Below are 17,645 nucleotides of genomic sequence, written 5' to 3'. Positions count from 1 at the left end.
CGGAAAGAATCCGCTACACATTCGATAGCTGCACGCCCTTTATCTACCTGGACAAGACCCCTAAATCGATCTAAATCCGCAGCCCGATCAGTGGAAATCCCGGCTGCCGTCCAGCGCTTGGGCCATGCGCCCGAGCAGCGGCGTCAGATCGCGAAAGCGCTGCGCTACCAGGTGCCGCACGGGTATTCCGCCGCCCTCGGGCACCATGCTCTGCCACAGGCCCTGCACGGCCAGCAGGCGCGAGCGCAGCAACGGCGCCCGCCAGCGCTCCACCAGCGCCGGCCAGACGATGACGTTCACGGTGCCGGTTTCATCCTCCAGCGTGACGAACATCGTGCCTTTGGCCGAGCCCGGGCGCTGGCGGACGGTGACGATGCCGCAGGCCCGCACCGTGTGCCCGTGCGGCACGGCCTGCAACTGCAGCGCGCTCCGGAGGCGCCAGCGGTCCAGGCGCGGGCGCAGCAGCGCGAGCGGGTGGCGGCGCAGCGTGAGGCCGGTGGCGGCGTAGTCGAACAGGATCTCCTCGCCCTCCGGCGCCTCGGGCAGAACCAGCGGCTCCTCATGCACCGGGGCATCGCGCCAAAGCGGCGGGGCGCGCAGTCGGGACGCCGCATCCCAGGCCTGCTGCCGGCGATGGCCCGCCAGGGACCTCAGCGCGTCCGCCGCGGCCAGGGCCTGCAGGTGCTGCCGGTCCAGCCGGGCAGCGAGCGCCATGTCCTGCACCGATGCGAAGGCGCCCTGCGCGGCCTGCCGTGCCGCCACCAGCCGCGCGGCGGCCGCTGCCTCCAGCCCGGCGGCCAGCCGCAGACCGAGGCGCACGGCCGGCTGCGGCAAGGCCACGCCCGGCAAGGGCTCCATCGGTTCTTCGAGCGTGCTGTCCCAGTCGCTGTGCGATACGTCGATGGGCAGCACCCGGACGCCGTGGCGGCGGGCGTCCTGCACCAGCTGCGAGGGGCTGTAGAAACCCATGGGTTGCGAATTGAGCAAAGCACACAGAAAAGCCGCAGGCTCGTGCCGCTTGAGCCAGCTGCTGGCATACGCCAGCAGCGCAAAGCTGTAGGCATGGCTTTCGGGAAAGCCGTATTCGCCAAAACCGAGGATCTGATGGATGAGGCGATCGGCGAATTCCTGCGGATAGCCGCGCGCCAGCATGCCCTCCTTCAGCTGGTCCTCGAAGCGATGCACGCCACCCTTGCGTCGCCAAGCGGCCATCGAGCGGCGCAGATCGTCCGCCTCGCCGGGCGTGAAGCCGCCCGCCAGCATGGCGATCTGCATCACCTGCTCCTGAAAGATGGGCACGCCCAGCGTGCGGCCTAGTGCATCGGCCAGCGCCGGGAATTCGATGGGCAGCGGCTCGGCGTGGCCCGCGGCCCGCCACCGGCGTTCGCGCTCGCGCGCATGCAGGTACGGATGGACCATGCCGCCCTGCACCGGCCCGGGGCGCACGATGGCGACTTCCACCACCAGGTCGTAGAACGTGCGCGGCTTCAGGCGCGGCAGCATGCTCATCTGAGCGCGGCTCTCGATCTGGAATACGCCCACGGTGTCGGCGCGGCAGATCATGTCGTAGGTGGCGGGGTCTTCCCGCGGAATGTCCGCCAGGCCCCAGCGCTCGCCGCGCAGCGTGGCGCGCAGCTCGAGCGTCCGGCGCAGGGCACTCAGCATCCCCAAGGCCAGCACGTCCACCTTCAGAAGGCCCATCGCGTCCAGGTCGTCCTTGTCCCACTGGATGATGGAGCGGCCCGCCATGCTGGCCGGCTCCACCGGCACCAGCCGCGTGAGCGGCCCCTGCGTGAGCACGAAGCCGCCGACATGCTGGCTCAGGTGGCGCGGAAAGCCGTGCAGTTCGCGCGCCAGCGCCAGCCAGTAGGCGGCGGTGTGCGCGGGCAGCGGTGTGCCGCAGGCGGCGGCCAGCTCCTGCAGGCGGTCTTCGGCCACGTCGTCGTCGAACCAGTGATGGTCCTTGGCGAAGGCGTCGATCAGCGCGGGGGCCACGCCCAGCGCCCGGCCCATGTCGCGCAGCGCACTGCGCGTGCGGTAGCTGATGACCACGGCGGTGATCGCAGCGCGGTCGCGGCCGTACTTGCTATAGATGTACTGGATGACCTCCTCCCGACGGTCGTGCTCGAAGTCCACGTCGATGTCAGGCGGCTCACTGCGTTCCTTGCTGATGAAGCGCTCAAAGAGCAGGTGCGAGTGCGAAGGGTCCACCGCCGTGATGCCGAGGTAGTAGCACACGGCCGAATTGGCGGCCGAGCCGCGCCCCTGGCAAAGGATGCCCTGGCTGCGCGCGAAGCGCACGATGTCATGCACCGTGAGGAAGTACATCTCGTAGCCACGGTCGGCGATGAGGTCCAGCTCCTTGTGGATCTGCGCCTCGATCCGCTGCGGAATGCCTTCCGGGTGGCGCCCGCGCACGCCCTCCCAAGTCAGCCAGGCCAGGGTCTGCTGGGCCGTCATGCCGGGCAGCACGGTCTCCAGCGGATAGCGGTAGCGGATCTGGCGCAGGTCAAACGTGCAGCGCGCCGCCACCTTGAGCGTGGCGGCCGTCAGGTCGGGCGGGTAGATGCTGGCCAGGCGCACCCGCGGGCGCAGGTAGCGTTCGGCATTGGCCTGCAGCGCCCAGCCGCACTCGGCCACCGGCCGGCCCAGGCGCACGGCGGTGATCGCATCCTGCAGCGGCTTGCGGCTGCGGCTGTGCATGTGGACGTCGCCCGCGGCCACCAGCGGCAGGGCCAGGGCTGCGCCCGCCTGGCGCAGGCTTTGCAGCCAGAGGCCGTCGTCCAGCGACAGATGCAGCTCCACCGCGAGCCAGGTGCTGTCCGCGCTCTGCGGCGGCAGGCATCCGAGCGCGGCGGCCAGGGCGGCGCCGAGGGCCACCACATCGCCCGCATCGGGAAAGCGGCTGCGATCCGGCACCAGCAGCAGCTCGCAGCCCTGCAGGAGCGCGAAGGGCGAATCGGCATCGACGCGGTAGTCACCCTTGGCGGCGGCCCGGCGCGCTGCGGTGATGAATTCGCACAGGCCGCCCCAGCCCTGCACGTCGCGCGCCAGCGTCACCAGGCGCAGCGGCCCCCAGGCGAATTCGGCCCCCAATATCAGCGGCAGGCCCACACGCAGCGCCGCCGTGTGGGCGCGCACCACGCCAGCCACCGAGCATTCATCCGTCAGCGCCAACGCCGCATAGCCGCGCTCGGCGGCGCGCTCCACCAGTTCGGCGGGATGCGACCCGCCTCGCTGGAAGCTGAAGTTGGAAAGGCAGTGGAGTTCCGCGTAGTCGGGCAGTGCAGGCACCGCCGCATTGTGGCGCGCCCTTCGCGGCGCTGCAGCGGGCAGGCCAGCCGGCCCGTCGCTCCTGCTTCAGCCCAGCACGCGCTGGGGCACCGGCGCGTAGCCGTGGTTGAGCGGGCCGTGGCCCCGGCCGGTATGCACGTCGGCCCCGGCCGCGATGGCGCCCAGGATGTAGCTGCGCGCCGCCTGCACGGCCTGCGCCAGCGGCAGGCCCAGCGCCAGGTGCGAGGCGATGGCCGACGATAGCGTGCAGCCCGTACCGTGGCCGTTGTGCGTGGCGATGCGGGCGGACTGCAGCCGCTCGCGCTGGCCACCGGCCGATGCCAGCACATCGACCACCCAGTCGCCGGGCAGGTGGCCGCCCTTGAGCAGCACGGCCTGCGCGCCCATGGCCAGCAGCCCGTCAGCGGCGGCATCCAGCGCCTCGATGCCCTCCACCGGCCTGCCCAGCAGCCAGCCGGCCTCGTCGAGGTTGGGGGTGATGACCTCGGCCAGCGGGAACAACTCCTGCACCATGGCGCCCACAGTTTCGGTGGCGATCAACATGTGGCCGCTGGTGGACACCATCACTGGGTCCAGCACCACATGCGGCAGGCCGTGGGCGCGGATGGCCTCCGCCACAACGTTCACCACCTCGGGCGAATGGAGCATGCCGATCTTGACGGCATCGACGCCAATGTCTTCGACCACCGCATCGATCTGCGCCTTCAGCATTTCCGGCGGAATGCCGTGGATGCCGCGCACGCCCTGCGTGTTCTGCGCGGTGATGGCGGTGATAGCCGTCATGCCGTAGCAGCCCAGCGCGCTGAAGGTCTTCAGATCGGCCTGGATGCCCGCGCCGCCGCCGCTGTCGGAGCCGGCGATGGACAGTACGCGCGCATAGCGCCGGCCTGCGGGCGGCGCTTCGTTGTGGTGGTGATTCATGGCAAAAATTATCCGGCATGCGGACGGCTTCATCGACGATGGCGCACACATTGCAGACCCTGCGACAGATCAACCGACAGGGTTATGTCAATGTGCTGTAATCCTCTCCACGGACGAAACAGGGGTGTCCCGCCGCGGCAGAGCCCATGGCGAGCGACTGAGAAATACCCTCGGGCCTGCCGCCATGGCCGGCCCCGCTACCCGATCCAGGTCATGCTGGCGTGGGGAGTTTCAACATCGGAATCACACCCGTTTTGTCTGCCCCTGCAACGGCCCGACCAGAACGACGACGATGTCCGCCCCCCTCCTCCACAACGCATCCGCCTCCATCACCGTGCTGGGCGCTGGCCTCATGGGCCGCCTGCTGGCCGTGACACTGGCCCGCCAAGGGCACCGTGTCGCTCTGCACGACGCCGGCGGCCCGGGCGCCGAAGGCTCTGCCGCGCGCGTGGCCGCCGCCATGCTGGCGCCGCTGGCCGAATCAGCGGTGACCGAACCCGGCGTGGTCCGCATGGGCCAGCATGCCCTCACGCGCTGGCCCGCACTGCTGGCCGAGTTGGCCGCGCCTGTCTTCTTCCAGCAGAATGGCACGCTCATCCTCTGGCACCGACAGGACGCGGCCGACGCCGCCCGCCTGCGCGCCACGCTGGAGCGCAACCAGGCCGCCCAGCCCGATCTGCCCGCCATGCAGCCGCTGGACAGCGCCGGCGTGGCTGCACTGGAGCCGGCCGTGGCGAATCGTTTTGCCCAGGGCATGTATCTGCCCGGCGAAGGCCAGCTGGACAACCGCCAGCTGCTGGCCGCGCTGGAAAAGACGCTCGAGCAGCTGCAGGTGGCGCTGCACTGGAATAGCCCGCGCTCGCCGCAGGACTTCGCCCCCGGCACCCCGGGCCAGCCCGACTGGGTGATCGACTGCAGGGGCCTGGGCGCCCGCACGCACTGGCCGGCGCTGCGCGGCGTGCGCGGCGAGGTCGTGCGCCTGCATGCGCCCGAAGTCACGCTGCAGCGGCCCACGCGCATCGTCCACCCACGCTACCCGATCTACATCGCACCCAAGGAAGACCACCTCTTCGTGATCGGCGCCACCGAAATCGAATCGGACGACCTCTCGCCCGCCAGCGTACGCTCCACGCTGGAGCTGCTGAGCGCCGCCTATGCCGTCCACAGCGGCTTCGCCGAGGCACGCATCATCGAAGCCGCCACCCAGTGCCGCCCCACGCTGCCCGACAACCTGCCCGCAGTGCGCGTGACGGCGCCGGGCGTACTGGAAGTGAACGGCCTCTACCGCCACGGCTTCATGATCGCCCCCGCGCTGCTCGACGTCGCGCTGCAGGTGCTGGAAACGGGAGAATCGCCGCTGGCATCGCGCTTCGATCTCGCGCTCCAACTGCAAGGCCAAGCCGACTGCTTACCCGCCTGACTGCCCCCCATGAACGTTTTCATCAACCAGCAGCCTGCAGCGCTGCCCACCCCCGCCACCGTGGCCGACGCAGTGGCCCATGCGGGTGCCCGCCCCCCCTTCGCCGTGGCCGTGAACCTGCAGTTCGTGCCCAACACCCGCTATGCCGCCCATCCACTCCAGGACGGCGACCGGGTGGAGATCATCGCGCCCGTGACCGGGGGCTGAGCCCCCCGCCGCGCTCTTTCATCGCTTCACCGCCCACCCATGCCCTCCCCAACCACTCCCGAGGCCGCACCGACCGATGCGCTGGTGCTCTACGGCCAGACCTTCCAGAGCCGCCTGCTGCTGGGCACCGCCCGCTACCCTTCGCCCGCCGTGCTGGAAGCCGCCGTGCGCCGTGCCAAGCCGGCCATGGTCACCGCGTCGTTGCGCCGCCAGGGCAGCAACGCCGCCGAAACCGGTGCCAGCTTCTGGGAACTGCTGCGCCAGCTGGACGTGCCCGTGCTGCCCAACACCGCCGGCTGCCACAGCGTGCAGGAGGCCATTACCACCGCGCAGATGGCGCGGGAAGTGTTCAGCACCCCATGGATCAAGCTTGAACTCATCGGCGACGACTACACCCTGCAGCCCGACACGCTGAACCTGGTGTCGGCGGCCGAGCAGCTGATTCGCGATGGCTTCCAGGTGCTGCCCTACTGCACCGAAGACCTGGTGCTCTGCCAGCGCCTGGTGGACGTGGGCTGCCAGGCCGTCATGCCTTGGGCCGCGCCCATCGGCACCGGCCGGGGCCCCGTCAACCCGTATGCGCTGCAGCTGCTGCGCGAGCGGCTCGACGTGCCCATGCTGGTCGATGCCGGCCTGGGCCTGCCCTCGCATGCCTGCCAGGTCATGGAATGGGGCTATGACGGCGTGCTGCTGAACACCGCCGTGGCCCTGGCCACCGACCCCGTCGCCATGGCCGGCGCATTTGCAGACGCCGTGGCCGCAGGCCGCGCCGCGCGCACGGCCGGCGCCATGGCTGCGCAGGACACAGCCCAGCCCAGCACCCCCGTGCTCGGCACCCCCTTCTGGCACCACGACCATGGCTGAACCACACAGCGCCTCCGCCACGGTGCAGGGCATGGCCGACGCCATCGTGCGGCACCACGGCGCCGCCTATGAATCCTTCCCCCCGCAGCCTGCCCCCCTGGCCGCTGAAGACAGCGACCCGGTGTACCGCGCCGCGCTGCAGGCCTGCAGCCAGCTAGGCTTCATCGCGCACGACGCCGCGACGCTGGCCTGCGCCTGGGCCGCGCAGACGCGCCGGCTGGGTCGCTTCGACGCTACGCGCTGGCCCGTCGAGCCGGCCGACTTCGGCCTGCAGCCCCGCCCGCACGCGGCGCCCTTCGCCCCCTGCCCACAGAACCTGGGCCTCTATGCCGTACTGCCCGATGCGCAATGGGTGGGCCGCATGGCCCGCGCGGGCGTGCCCACGGTGCAGCTGCGCTACAAGTCGGGTGACGCCGATGCCATCCGCCGCGAAGTGCAGGCCGCCGTGCAGGCAGTGCGCGGCACCTCGGCCCTGCTCTTCATCAACGACCACTGGCAGGAAGCCATCGCCGCCGGCGCCTACGGCGTCCACCTGGGCCAGGAAGACCTGGACGCGCTGCAGCCCGCCCAGCTGCAGGCCATCCGCGATGCCGGTCTGCGCCTGGGCGTCAGCACCCACGGCTATGCCGAGATGGTGCGCGCCGATGCGGCCAGCCCGAGCTATGTGGCCATGGGCGCGGTGTTTCCCACCACGCTCAAGAAGATGGCCACCGTGCCGCAAGGCGTTTCGCGTCTGACCGCCTATGCGCAGCTGATGCGCGACTACCCGCAAGTCGCCATCGGCGGGATTGGGCTGCCGCAATTCGCGGAGGTGCTGGCGACCGGCGTGGGCTCTATCGCCGTAGTGAGAGCCCTGGTGAATGCGCCCGACCCGGAGGCTGCCGCAGCCGAGCTCATGCAGGCGATGGGCGACCAACGCCCAACGCGGGCGCCCACCCGCTGACTGCGCCGGGGAACGCCGCAGGATCCGTTTTTCCTCTCCACATCCCATCCATTCCCTCATTCCGTCATTGCACCAGTCCATGAATGCGGGGCCGCACGGCACAAGGGGCCCTGCCGGGCCCCTTGGATTTGGAAATCAACCCCAGCGTTAGCCGGCGCGGTCGGTCTTGCCCGGCCCCTTCGGGTCGAGTTCGAACTGCAAATCGAACGGGTCATCCAGCGGGCTGTGCAATGTCTTCGGATCGACAGCAGGAGGCGGCGTGCGTTCAGCCGCAGGCGCTGCCGCTGGAGCTGGCATGAAAGCCGACAGATCGAGATCCAGCCCCAGGTCCTGGGCCTGAGGCACAGGCGCCGGAGCCTGGGCAGCAGCAGCGGCGGAAGGTCCGCGAGGCTCCAGCGACAGGCCGTCGGTCAGGGCATCGAAATGGATGTCCGGCAGCGTTTGAATGCCAACGGCCGCCAGAGAAAACGGATCCGATGCGTCATCGGCAGCACCTGTGTAGGGCGCAGCAACCGCGGGTGCAGCGAAGGTTGCCGCCTCGACCGCAGAAGCACCAGCCTGTGGCGTGGTGCGCGTGCGTGGCGGGGGCAGGCCACGCTGGCCGGCGGGGGTCGTCTGCGCGATGGCCAGCAGCAGCAGCAGGTCTTCGTAGGCGGCTAGATCGAAAGGCTCGGGACAGGTTGGGTCGTCACTGCGCACCACGCAGGTCTGGATCAATCCCACGACGTCATCGGTCGACCAGATGGCCTCGATCTGCGCGAGCGCTTGCGGGTACTCCATCAACGTGCGGCCCTGCCGATGGAAAGCACTGAATCCTGGCACGCGGGCATTGAAGAGCGCCTGGAAACGCTCGCTCAACTGATTGAAAGCCTCGGCGCGGCTGAGCGTGTGGAAAAGGCGAAGCAGTTCGAGATAGGCCGTCGGCGACGAATCACCATGCGTGGCGATATACGTCTCCAGCACGCCGATGGCCTGGTCATGCTCGCCCACGGATACGAAGAACTCAGCCTGCTGCTGCACATCGAAAAGCTCTTCGGGATGAACTTCGCCGATGTGGTGCGCCGGACGGGCTGCCGGCGCAGGGGCCAGCGCAGGTGACACCGTGGCAGCTGCTGCCGCGGTCGCCGCCGCAGCTGTGGCACCGGCCGAACGAATGGTCGGTGTCGGCATGCGTGGCGACTTGCTCGGGGTCCACTGATCGTCGGGATGCGGCTCGACCGACAGCGACTCCGCCCCCTCGCTGCCAGCGAGGACGGCACTGCCACCTGCGTAGCCGCTGGCCTGCACGGAATGCTCCCATGCGCTCACCGCTGCACGGCGCGCCCGGCTCCAGAGCCAGTAGGCCAGTGCCAGTGCCGCGAGCAGCAGCGCGATCAGGCTATAGACGATGATCGCCGGAAAGCTGTTGGACTCCACCGTTTCCAGACGCTGGCGCAGACCGGCTGCTGCGGCGCGCTCCGCGTTGACTTGGGCGCGCTGGCTTGCGGCGGCAGCCTCCAGTTGGGTGATGCGGCCGGCGGCCTGCTGCACCTCCTCAGGCGGCGTGTTCAGCGCGCGCCACAGGGCGGCGGCTTCGGCGCGCTGCGCATCGGTGGTGGTGGCCGACGGCTCGGGCAGTTCCTGCGCCGTGCGCAGCGTGACCGGGGAATCGATCCACGCTCCCACCGAATCGAGCGGCTCCATGACCAGGCGCGGACGGGCAGGCGCTGCTGCGGGCGCAGCGGAAGACCCGCCCCGCGGTGATGCGGAGGCACGCCGCTCGACCTGCGCGGCAGCGCGGGAGGACGGCGTGGCAGCGGGCTCGCGGCGCTTGGGCGTGGCTGCGGACGAAGCCACGCCGGATGCAACCCGGCCCGTAACCGCTCCACCGGCCAGGGTCCCGGAACCCTGAGCGCCGCTCGGCGCAAGACGCGTGAGGTCGAGCGGCAGACTTCCGCTTGCAGATGCGGACGCAGCCGCCGCAGCCGCCGATTCGGGCAGTTCGGCGAGGAAGGTGTATTGCCGCGTGATAGCGCCGGAGCAGCCGCCCGTCAACGTCACGGTAAGCACTGGCTCGTCGGCAGTGATGAACGCCCGCACCCGCACCTGCGAAGCGCCCTGGCTTTGCACAGGCGTGACCTGCACCTTGGACTCAGACACAGGCGTCGAACCCGATACCACTTTGGCGCTGATGCAAGACGAGGCCAAGTCGCTGCCCGGGTCGGGGGTGACGTTGAACGTGAGATCGACCGGAGTACCCAGCACCACCGCCCCACGGCTGCTGCCCAGCGACAGGGCTGCCGCGCTGGAGGCACCTGCGGCCAGGCTGATTCCCACGATTGCGTTACTTATTTTCACAATGGTTTCTTTTTTTCTCTCTTCAGTCTCGCGCATGGACCCCTCCCGGAAGGGGTCGCCATAATGCGCCCCATGATCAAGCCATTCAGTACAGTCGGTATCGTAGGCGCTGGAGCGATGGGGCAAGGCATTGCTCAAATCGCCGCGCAGGCCGGCATCCAGGTTTCGTTGTTCGACAACCGCCAGCAGGCGGCAGGCAATGCCATCCAGGCCATTGTCCAGCAGTGGCAACGGATGACCGACAAAGGGCGCATCGAGCCCGCCCAGCTCGCGCAGTGGCGCGAACGGCTGTCGGTTGCCGACACTCTGTATGCCTTCAGGGGTTGTGAGCTGGTGGTGGAGGCCATCGTTGAGCAACGGGATGCAAAACGCGATTTATTTCTTCAATTGGAAACCATTGTTGCAGCAGATGCGCTCTTGGCAAGCAATACATCATCGCTTTCCATCACGGCGCTGGCTGAGGGCTTGACAAAGCCTGAGCGATTTGCCGGTTTCCATTTCTTCAATCCAGTGCCTCTCATGAAGGTGGTGGAAGTGATCGGCGGCCTGAAGACCGCGCGGGACACCTGCACACGCCTGTCTGAGCTGGCCCGCCAGATGGGTCATGCGCCCGTGACCGCGCAGGACACGCCAGGCTTCATCGTCAACCACGCAGGCCGGGGCTTTGGCACCGAGGCGCTGCGCATCGTGGGTGAAGGCGTGGCCGATTTCGCCACGGTGGACCGCATCCTGCGCGACCAGGTCGGCTTCCGGCTCGGGCCTTTCGAGCTGATGGACCTGACTGCGCTCGACGTGTCGCACCCGGTGATGGAATCGATCTACCACCAATACTACGAAGAGCCGCGCTTTCGCCCTAGCGTGATCACCGCGCAGCGCCTGGCTGCCGGCATGCTGGGGCGCAAGACCGGCGAAGGTTTCTACCGCTATGTGGAGGGCGTCGCGCAGGTGCCGGCGGAGCAGCCGGTGCCGCAGGTGGAGGAGATCCCCCCGGTCTGGGTATCGCCCCGCGCATCGCGCCGCGCCGAGCTCTACCAGCTGCTCAAGAACCTGGGGGCGCGCATCGAGACCGGGACCTCGCCCTCGCCCGCCGCCATCACCCTCGTCGCGCCTCTGGGCTTCGACGTGACCACGGTGGCCGTGGTCGAGCGCCTGGACCCGGCGCGCACCATCGGCATCGACATGCTGGTGGACGACGCCGCTACGAAACGCCGCGTGCTGGCCACCAACCCCGCTACGCGCCGCGACATCCGCGATGCCGCCCACGCCCTGTTCGCGCGCGACGGCAAGGCGGTGAGCGTGATTCACGACAGCGGCGGTTTCGTCACCCAGCGCGTGGTGGCCACCATCATCAACATCGCCAGCGACATCTGTCAGCAAGGCATCTGCACGCCCAAGGACCTGGAAACTGCCGTCACGCTGGGCCTGGGCTACCCGCTCGGGCCACTGGCCATGGGCGACCGCTGGGGCCCGACCAACATCCTGGAAGTGCTTTTCAACATGCAGACCGTCTATGGCGACACGCGCTACCGGCCCAGCCCCTGGCTGCGCCGCCGCGGCGCCATCGGCCTGAGCCTGACGCACGTCGAAGAAGACTGACCCACCGAACGCGCCATCCACGCCCGCCCCATGCCCGCAGAACTCCTCAGCACCAGTCAGGATCAGACCCTGATCCTCACCCTGCGCAACCCCGAGGCGCGCAATGCCTTCGACCCCGCCATCTATGCCGCCGGCATTGAGGCCTTGAGCGTGGCCGAGCGCAGCGATGACGTGCGCAGCGTCATCATCACAGGCGCGGACGGCATCTTCAGTGCGGGCGGCAACCTCCAGCGGCTACAGGCGCGCAGGCAGGAAGGCGCCGAGGCCCAGGCGCAAGGTGTGGAGGGCCTGCACAGCTGGATCGAGACCATCCGCACCTACCCCAAGCCCGTGATCGCGGCCGTCGAAGGCGCGGCAGCGGGGGCGGGTTTTTCGCTGGCGCTGGCCTGCGATTTCATCGTTGCGGCGCGCAACGCGGCTTTCGTGATGTCGTATTGCCGCATCGGCCTCTCGCCCGACGGCGGCGCGTCGTGGAGCCTTGCCCGAGCCCTGCCCCGCCAGCTGGCGGCCGAATGGCTGATGTGCGGCGACCGCGTGGAGGCCGAGCGGCTGCATGCGCTGGGCCTGGTCAACCGCCTGGCGGAACCCGGCCGCGCCCTCGCCGACGCGCTGGCGTTGGCCGCCACACTGAACCAGCGCGCGCCCAACGTACTCGCAAGCATCAAGGAACTGCTGGGCGACGCCGCCGGGCAGACGCTGGACGCGCATCTGGGCGCAGAGCGGGACCACTTCGTGCGCAACCTGCAGCACGCGAATGCCGGCGAAGGCATCGCAGCCTTCCTAGAAAAGCGCGCGCCTCGCTATCAATAGCGTAGCTACCTGCGCTTGACTTGCGGGTGCCTGCAGGCTTTTTAATTCCTACCCTCCCCAGCTTCCGAACGGGTTTCGCTGGGGCGGGCGCGGCTGCGCACGCCCCAGCGAGGCATGGGCCATCGCGCCTTGCCGCACGCAGGCCTGCACCCCTTCCAGACCCCTTGACACGCAGGCGACAAAGGGCGGCGGAGCGGGCCGGTCCCCCACGCGACAATGGTCCGCATCCCAGTCACGCAAACGACAGAACATGGACGACCCCATTCTTACCATCGAAGAACGAGAGGCGATCAACACTGGTCGCTGGTTTTCATCCCTATCCCCATCGCTACGGCACGACATTCTTCGATGCGCCTACGTCAAACGCTTCAAGGACGGCGGACTGATCGCCGCACGCGGAGACCCACCCGAAGAGTGGATCGCCTGCGCCAAGGGGGCCGTGCGCGTCAGCTCCACCTCCATCTCGGGCAAGCAGATCACGCTGACCTACGTGGAGCCAGGCATCTGGTTCGGCGACGTGGCGATCTTCGACGGGGATCGGCGCACGCACGATGCCTATGCGCACGGGGACACCACCATCCTTTGCGTGGCCAAGGCCGACTTCCGCAAGATCCTCGGTCTGCACACCGAGCTCTACGAAGCCATGCTGCGCCTGCACGCGCGGCGCATCCGCCAGCTCTTCGGGTTGGTGGAAGACCTCAACACCCTGCCGCTGCGCTCGCGGCTGGCCAAGCAGCTGCTGCACCTGGTGCGCAGCTACGGAATCCCCAGCCTCTCGCATGGCGACGAGATCCGCATCGGCCTGCAGCTCGCACAGGAAGAACTGGCCCAGCTGCTGGGCGCCTCGCGCCAGCGCGTGAACCAGGAACTCAAGGCCATGGAGCGCGAGGACATCATCCGCATCGAACCGGGCGGCCTGGTGGTGCGCGACCGCGACTCGCTGATGCGCATCGCCGACTCCGATAGCTGACGCCCTCCTCCACCCCGACCGCACCGCCCGATCCATGAGCAACTTCGACCATTTCGTCGGCACCCGCCCCGTTTCCGATCAGCACGCCTTCGACGTCCAGGCGCTCACGACCTGGCTCGCTGCGCACCTGGACGGCTTCGCCGGCCCGCTGACGGTGGAAATGTTCAAGGGGGGCCAATCCAACCCCACCTACAAGCTCATCACACCCACGCAGAGCTACGTGATGCGCGCCAAGCCGGGGCCGGTCGCCAAGCTGCTGCCCTCGGCCCATGCCATCGAGCGCGAATTCGCCGTGATGAGCGGCCTGGCCGGCACCGATGTGCCCGTGCCGCGCATGCTGGCGCTGTGCGAGGACGAGGCGGTGATCGGCCGCGCCTTCTACGTGATGGAGTTCATGCAGGGCCGCGTGCTCTGGGACCAGTCCCTGCCCGGCATGCAGCCGGCCGAGCGCGCCGCGATCTACGACGAGATGAACCGCGTCATCGCCGCCCTGCACACCGTGCCCTTCGCCGAGCGGGGCCTGGCCGGCTACGGCAAGCCCGGCAACTATTTCGAGCGGCAGATCGGCCGGTGGAGCCGCCAGTACGAGGCCTCCATCACCCAGCCGATCGCCGAGATGGACCGGCTGATGGAATGGCTGCCGGCGCACATGCCCGCAAGCGCTCGCGATGAACGGCGCGTGTCCATCGTCCATGGCGACTTCCGGCTGGACAACCTGATGTTCCACGCCACCGAACCACGCGTGATCGCCGTGCTGGACTGGGAGCTGTCCACCCTGGGCCATCCGCTGGCCGACTTCAGCTACCACTGCATGGCCTGGCACATCCCGCCGGGCATGTTCCGCGGCATCGGCGGGCTGGACCTGGCCAGCCTCGGCATCCCGAGCGAGGATGACTACATCCGTCGCTACTGCCAGCGCACTGCCCAAGCCACGCCCGAAGAGCTGCGCGAAGGCTGGAACTTCTACATGGCCTACAACCTGTTCCGTCTTGCCGCCATCCTGCAGGGCATCGCCAAGCGGGTGGAGGACGGCACGGCCTCCAGCGCCCAGGCCCGCGCCTCGGGCGAAGGCGCCCGGCCGCTGGCCGAAATGGCCTGGCGCTTCGCACAGCAGCAGTAACAGCAGCCCTGCAGCAGCCCAGGCCCCTCACTGACGAACAGCGCCGCCGCGCACTGCACCCGATTTCACACGGAGACCCCATGGACTTTGACTACTCCCCCAAGACCAAGGACCTGCAGGCACGGCTGCTCGCCTTCATGGACGAGCACATCTACCCGGCCGAGGCAACCTACGCGGCGGAACTTGCGGCCAACACCGCCGCGGGCCGGCGCTGGACGGCGCTCAAGACCATCGAAGACTTGAAGCCCAAGGCGCGCGCCGCCGGGCTCTGGAACCTCTTTCTCCCCGTGGACAGCGCCGCCGCATCGGGCTATGAAGGCGCGGGGCTCACCAACCAGGAATACGCGCCGCTCGCGGAAATCATGGGCCGCGTGCCCTGGGCCAGCGAGGTGTTCAACTGCTCCGCGCCCGACACCGGCAACATGGAGACCATCGCCCGCTACGGCAGCGAGGAGAACAAGGCGCGCTGGCTCAAGCCCCTGCTCGAAGGCCAGATCCGCTCGGCCTTCGCCATGACCGAGCCCGAGGTCGCCTCCAGCGACGCCACCAACATCGAAACGCGCATCGAGCGCCAGGGCGACGAATACGTCATCAACGGCCGCAAGTGGTGGATCTCCGGCGCGGCCGACCCGCGCTGCGCCGTCTTCATCACCATGGGCAAGACCGACCCCGAGGCCGCCCGCCATTCGCAGCAGAGCATGGTGCTGGTGCCCGCCGACACCCCCGGCATCACTGTGCTGCGGCCGCTGAACGTGTTCGGCTACGACGATGCGCCCCACGGCCATGTGGAGATGACCTTCGAGAACGTGCGTGTGCCGGTCTCCAACATCCTGCTGGGCGAAGGCCGGGGTTTCGAGATCGCCCAGGGCCGCCTCGGGCCCGGGCGCATCCACCACTGCATGCGCCTGATCGGCCTAGCCGAGCGCGCGCTGGAACTGATGTGCCGGCGCGCCTCGTCACGCACGGCCTTCGGCAAGCGGGTGGCGCAGCAGACCGTCACGCAGGAGCGCATCGCCGAGGCCCGCTGCAAGATCGACATGGCCCGCCTGCTCACGCTGAAGGCCGCCTGGCTGATGGACATGGCCGGCAACAAGGTCGCGCGCACCGAGATCGCCATGATCAAGGTGGTGGCGCCCAGCATGGCCTGCCAGGTGATCGACTGGGCCATGCAGGTGCATGGCGGCGGGGGGATGTGCGACGACTTCCCGCTGGCCTATGCCTATGCGAACGCGCGCACGCTGCGCTTTGCCGACGGACCCGACGAAGTCCACCGCAACGCCATCGCCAAGTGGGAGCTCGGCAAGTACGGCAGCTACGGTGCCGATGCCGGCGTGCCCATCACGCGCGGAAGCTGACCACGGGAGCGGCCGACGGCGCCCGTCTGGCGCCGCATCTGCTCGGTCGTATCGGGCGGAACTGCCGGGGATCTCCGCGCCCCCTTCGGCGGCGGCGCGCTCTGCGCACTCCGTTCCTCAGGTTCATTCCCGGATCGGGAGCTCTTTTGCGCGGGCAGGCACTGACGGCGGCACCGCTCGAATCCGCCGCCCGAGAGCGGAAGTCCTTTCTGGTTCCAGATGACGCCCGGTTCTTGACGCCGCCACGGGGCGCCGCGGCCGATCAGGCGCCTGACGGAGAAGCCGGGTGAGCCGCAACCCGGGAGACTGCCGCAGCAATCCGGTCCAGCATCGCACCGTCCGTCCGAGCAATATTGAGACGGACATGCGAGTCGCTCCTGTCGCTGACGAAAATGCTTTCGTTGGCAACCAACATGCCCTCCGCAGCCAATGTCTGCCACACGGCACGGCCATCGACGCCTTCGCCCAGCGACACCCACAGGTACATGCCCGCCCCGGTCTCGGCGGCCTCCCAGCCGTGGGCCCGCACCTTCGCCAGCAATGCCTTGCCTCTCGCGAGCAGCTTTTTCTGCAGCCGCTCGCAATGCTGCTCGTATCCACCTTCGGTTAGCAGGTGATGCACGACCTGGTCCGTGAGCACCGATGAATGTATGGCGCCGATGGATCGCAGCAGCAGTAGCCGGTTCATGCGCTGGGTGTTGGCCACCAGGAATCCGGACCGCAGGGCGGGTGCCACCGTCGTGGAAAAGCTGCCAATATGGATCACCCTTTCAAAGTGGTCCAGGGCAGCCAGGTGCGTGACCGACCCCAGCTTGCCGCGCGGCAGGAGATCGCCATAGGTGCCATCGTCCACGATCCAGAGGTCGTACTGCTCGGCGAGCTTGAGCAACTGATGCGCCTTGCGCGGGGACAGGCTGGTGGACGTCGGGTTCTGCAGCACCGAACTGAAGAAGAACGCCTTGGGACGGTATTTCTCGCACAGCTCAGCGAGCTGCTCAAGATCGGGGCCATCGTGCAGGCGGCGCACGCGCAGCACCCAAACGCCACTGGCCAGCAGGCGCTGGGTATGGATGAATGAGGCCGGCTCCTCCAGCACCGCGTAATGGCCTTGGTAGAGAAATGACCAGACCACGAGATTCAAAGCATCGGTGGCCCCCGCAGTAGTCATGATCTGGTCAGGCGTGGCATTGATGCCCGCCATGCTCAGCCGGGCAGCCACCGCCTCGCGCAGCGGGAGCCATCCCAGGCCGTCCGAATAATCTGACAGGCTCAAGCTCGGTCTGGCAGCGATCGCCCGCAGGGCCTCGGACAGCGCCTCGGTGCCGATCCACTCGGAGGGCAGCGTTCCGAGCGCAGAACCGGCATTGGATGCGGGCGCATGCAGGAGATGGTGCCAGGGGTACGGCGCCTGCGGGCCGGTCCATCGCTGTGAGGACGCGGGCTTGCCCACCTGCAGCGCCTCGGGCGCCACGTAGAAGCCCGAGCCACGGCGTGCTTCCAGGTAACCGGCGGCCGCCAGCTTGTCGTATGCGCGCAGGACGGTCTCATTGCTGATGTCCATGTGGGACGCCATCGCTCGCACCGAGGGCAGCCGCTCACCGATCTGCAGGGACCGCTGTTCGATCCGCCCCTTGACGTCGTCGAAGATCCGGTCGATGAGCCCCCCGGTCGATCGTCCCGTGGGCGGGGCTGCGTGCTTCTTGGGCCTGCGGCCCGGCTTCTGCGGAGGGGTTTCTGCCATGAATGGTGCCCTGGTCGACGGGATGTAGGAAGGCGGGGACGAGCAGATGATAGACCGCCTGCAACGG

At 68.6% G+C, this 17,645-nt stretch carries 13 protein-coding genes; 9 read left to right on the top strand and 4 right to left on the bottom strand.

The window, feature by feature from the left end:
- Positions 1-87: 87 nt before the first annotated feature.
- Complete coding sequence (locus AC3A84_RS07615) at positions 88-3,294, bottom strand: error-prone DNA polymerase (protein WP_487968994.1); 3,207 nt, start codon at positions 3,292-3,294, stop codon at positions 88-90.
- A 66-nt stretch (positions 3,295-3,360) separates the two neighbouring features.
- Positions 3,361-4,215 (bottom strand): bifunctional hydroxymethylpyrimidine kinase/phosphomethylpyrimidine kinase, encoded by an 855-nt coding sequence (thiD, locus tag AC3A84_RS07610; RefSeq protein WP_487968993.1) that lies wholly within the window; start codon positions 4,213-4,215, stop codon positions 3,361-3,363.
- A gap of 292 nt (positions 4,216-4,507) precedes the next feature.
- On the opposite strand from thiD, the gene AC3A84_RS07605 reads away from it, so the two are divergent.
- From AC3A84_RS07605 to thiE, 4 genes are read left to right on the top strand one after another with little or no spacing between them, the layout of a single operon-like run.
- Positions 4,508-5,635: an FAD-dependent oxidoreductase gene (locus AC3A84_RS07605; protein WP_487968992.1), complete on the top strand. Its 1,128-nt coding sequence runs from the start codon at positions 4,508-4,510 to the stop codon at positions 5,633-5,635.
- A gap of 9 nt (positions 5,636-5,644) precedes the next feature.
- Positions 5,645-5,842: a sulfur carrier protein ThiS gene (gene thiS, locus AC3A84_RS07600; RefSeq protein WP_487968991.1), complete on the top strand. Its 198-nt coding sequence runs from the start codon at positions 5,645-5,647 to the stop codon at positions 5,840-5,842.
- A gap of 39 nt (positions 5,843-5,881) precedes the next feature.
- A complete protein-coding gene (locus AC3A84_RS07595; RefSeq protein ID WP_487968990.1) occupies positions 5,882-6,706 on the top strand; it encodes a thiazole synthase in 825 nt (274 codons plus the stop codon).
- Positions 6,699-7,649, top strand: coding sequence for a thiamine phosphate synthase (gene thiE / locus AC3A84_RS07590; protein ID WP_487968989.1), 951 nt, complete (start codon positions 6,699-6,701; stop codon positions 7,647-7,649). Before AC3A84_RS07595 ends, thiE begins: the two co-directional genes overlap by 8 nt.
- Before the next feature lie 147 nt (positions 7,650-7,796).
- Here thiE and AC3A84_RS07585 read toward each other — a convergent pair whose 3' ends face one another.
- Positions 7,797-10,022 (bottom strand): hypothetical protein, encoded by a 2,226-nt coding sequence (locus AC3A84_RS07585; RefSeq protein ID WP_487969312.1) that lies wholly within the window; start codon positions 10,020-10,022, stop codon positions 7,797-7,799.
- Positions 10,023-10,058: 36 nt separating this feature from the next.
- Here AC3A84_RS07585 and AC3A84_RS07580 point away from each other — a divergent pair, with 36 nt between their 5' ends.
- From AC3A84_RS07580 to AC3A84_RS07560, 5 genes are all read left to right on the top strand, one after another.
- Positions 10,059-11,582: a 3-hydroxyacyl-CoA dehydrogenase gene (locus AC3A84_RS07580; RefSeq protein WP_487968988.1), complete on the top strand. Its 1,524-nt coding sequence runs from the start codon at positions 10,059-10,061 to the stop codon at positions 11,580-11,582.
- Positions 11,583-11,612: 30 nt separating this feature from the next.
- Positions 11,613-12,392, top strand: coding sequence for an oxepin-CoA hydrolase, alternative type (locus tag AC3A84_RS07575; protein ID WP_487968987.1), 780 nt, complete (start codon positions 11,613-11,615; stop codon positions 12,390-12,392).
- Between the two features lie 250 nt (positions 12,393-12,642).
- The gene (locus AC3A84_RS07570) at positions 12,643-13,362 is read left to right on the top strand and encodes a Crp/Fnr family transcriptional regulator (protein WP_487968986.1); all 720 of its coding nucleotides are present in this window, start codon (positions 12,643-12,645) and stop codon (positions 13,360-13,362) included.
- 34 nt (positions 13,363-13,396) lie between these two features.
- Positions 13,397-14,482: a phosphotransferase gene (locus tag AC3A84_RS07565; RefSeq protein WP_487968985.1), complete on the top strand. Its 1,086-nt coding sequence runs from the start codon at positions 13,397-13,399 to the stop codon at positions 14,480-14,482.
- Positions 14,483-14,562: 80 nt separating this feature from the next.
- The gene (locus AC3A84_RS07560; protein ID WP_487968984.1) at positions 14,563-15,837 is read left to right on the top strand and encodes an acyl-CoA dehydrogenase family protein; all 1,275 of its coding nucleotides are present in this window, start codon (positions 14,563-14,565) and stop codon (positions 15,835-15,837) included.
- A 262-nt stretch (positions 15,838-16,099) separates the two neighbouring features.
- Here AC3A84_RS07560 and AC3A84_RS07555 read toward each other — a convergent pair whose 3' ends face one another.
- Positions 16,100-17,578 (bottom strand): aminotransferase-like domain-containing protein, encoded by a 1,479-nt coding sequence (locus AC3A84_RS07555; protein WP_487968983.1) that lies wholly within the window; start codon positions 17,576-17,578, stop codon positions 16,100-16,102.
- Positions 17,579-17,645: the final 67 nt, after the last annotated feature.

This window comes from Paracidovorax sp., from assembly GCF_057642795.1.
Note: the sequence above shows the minus strand (reverse complement) of the source record. Positions and strands in the feature narration are given on the sequence as shown.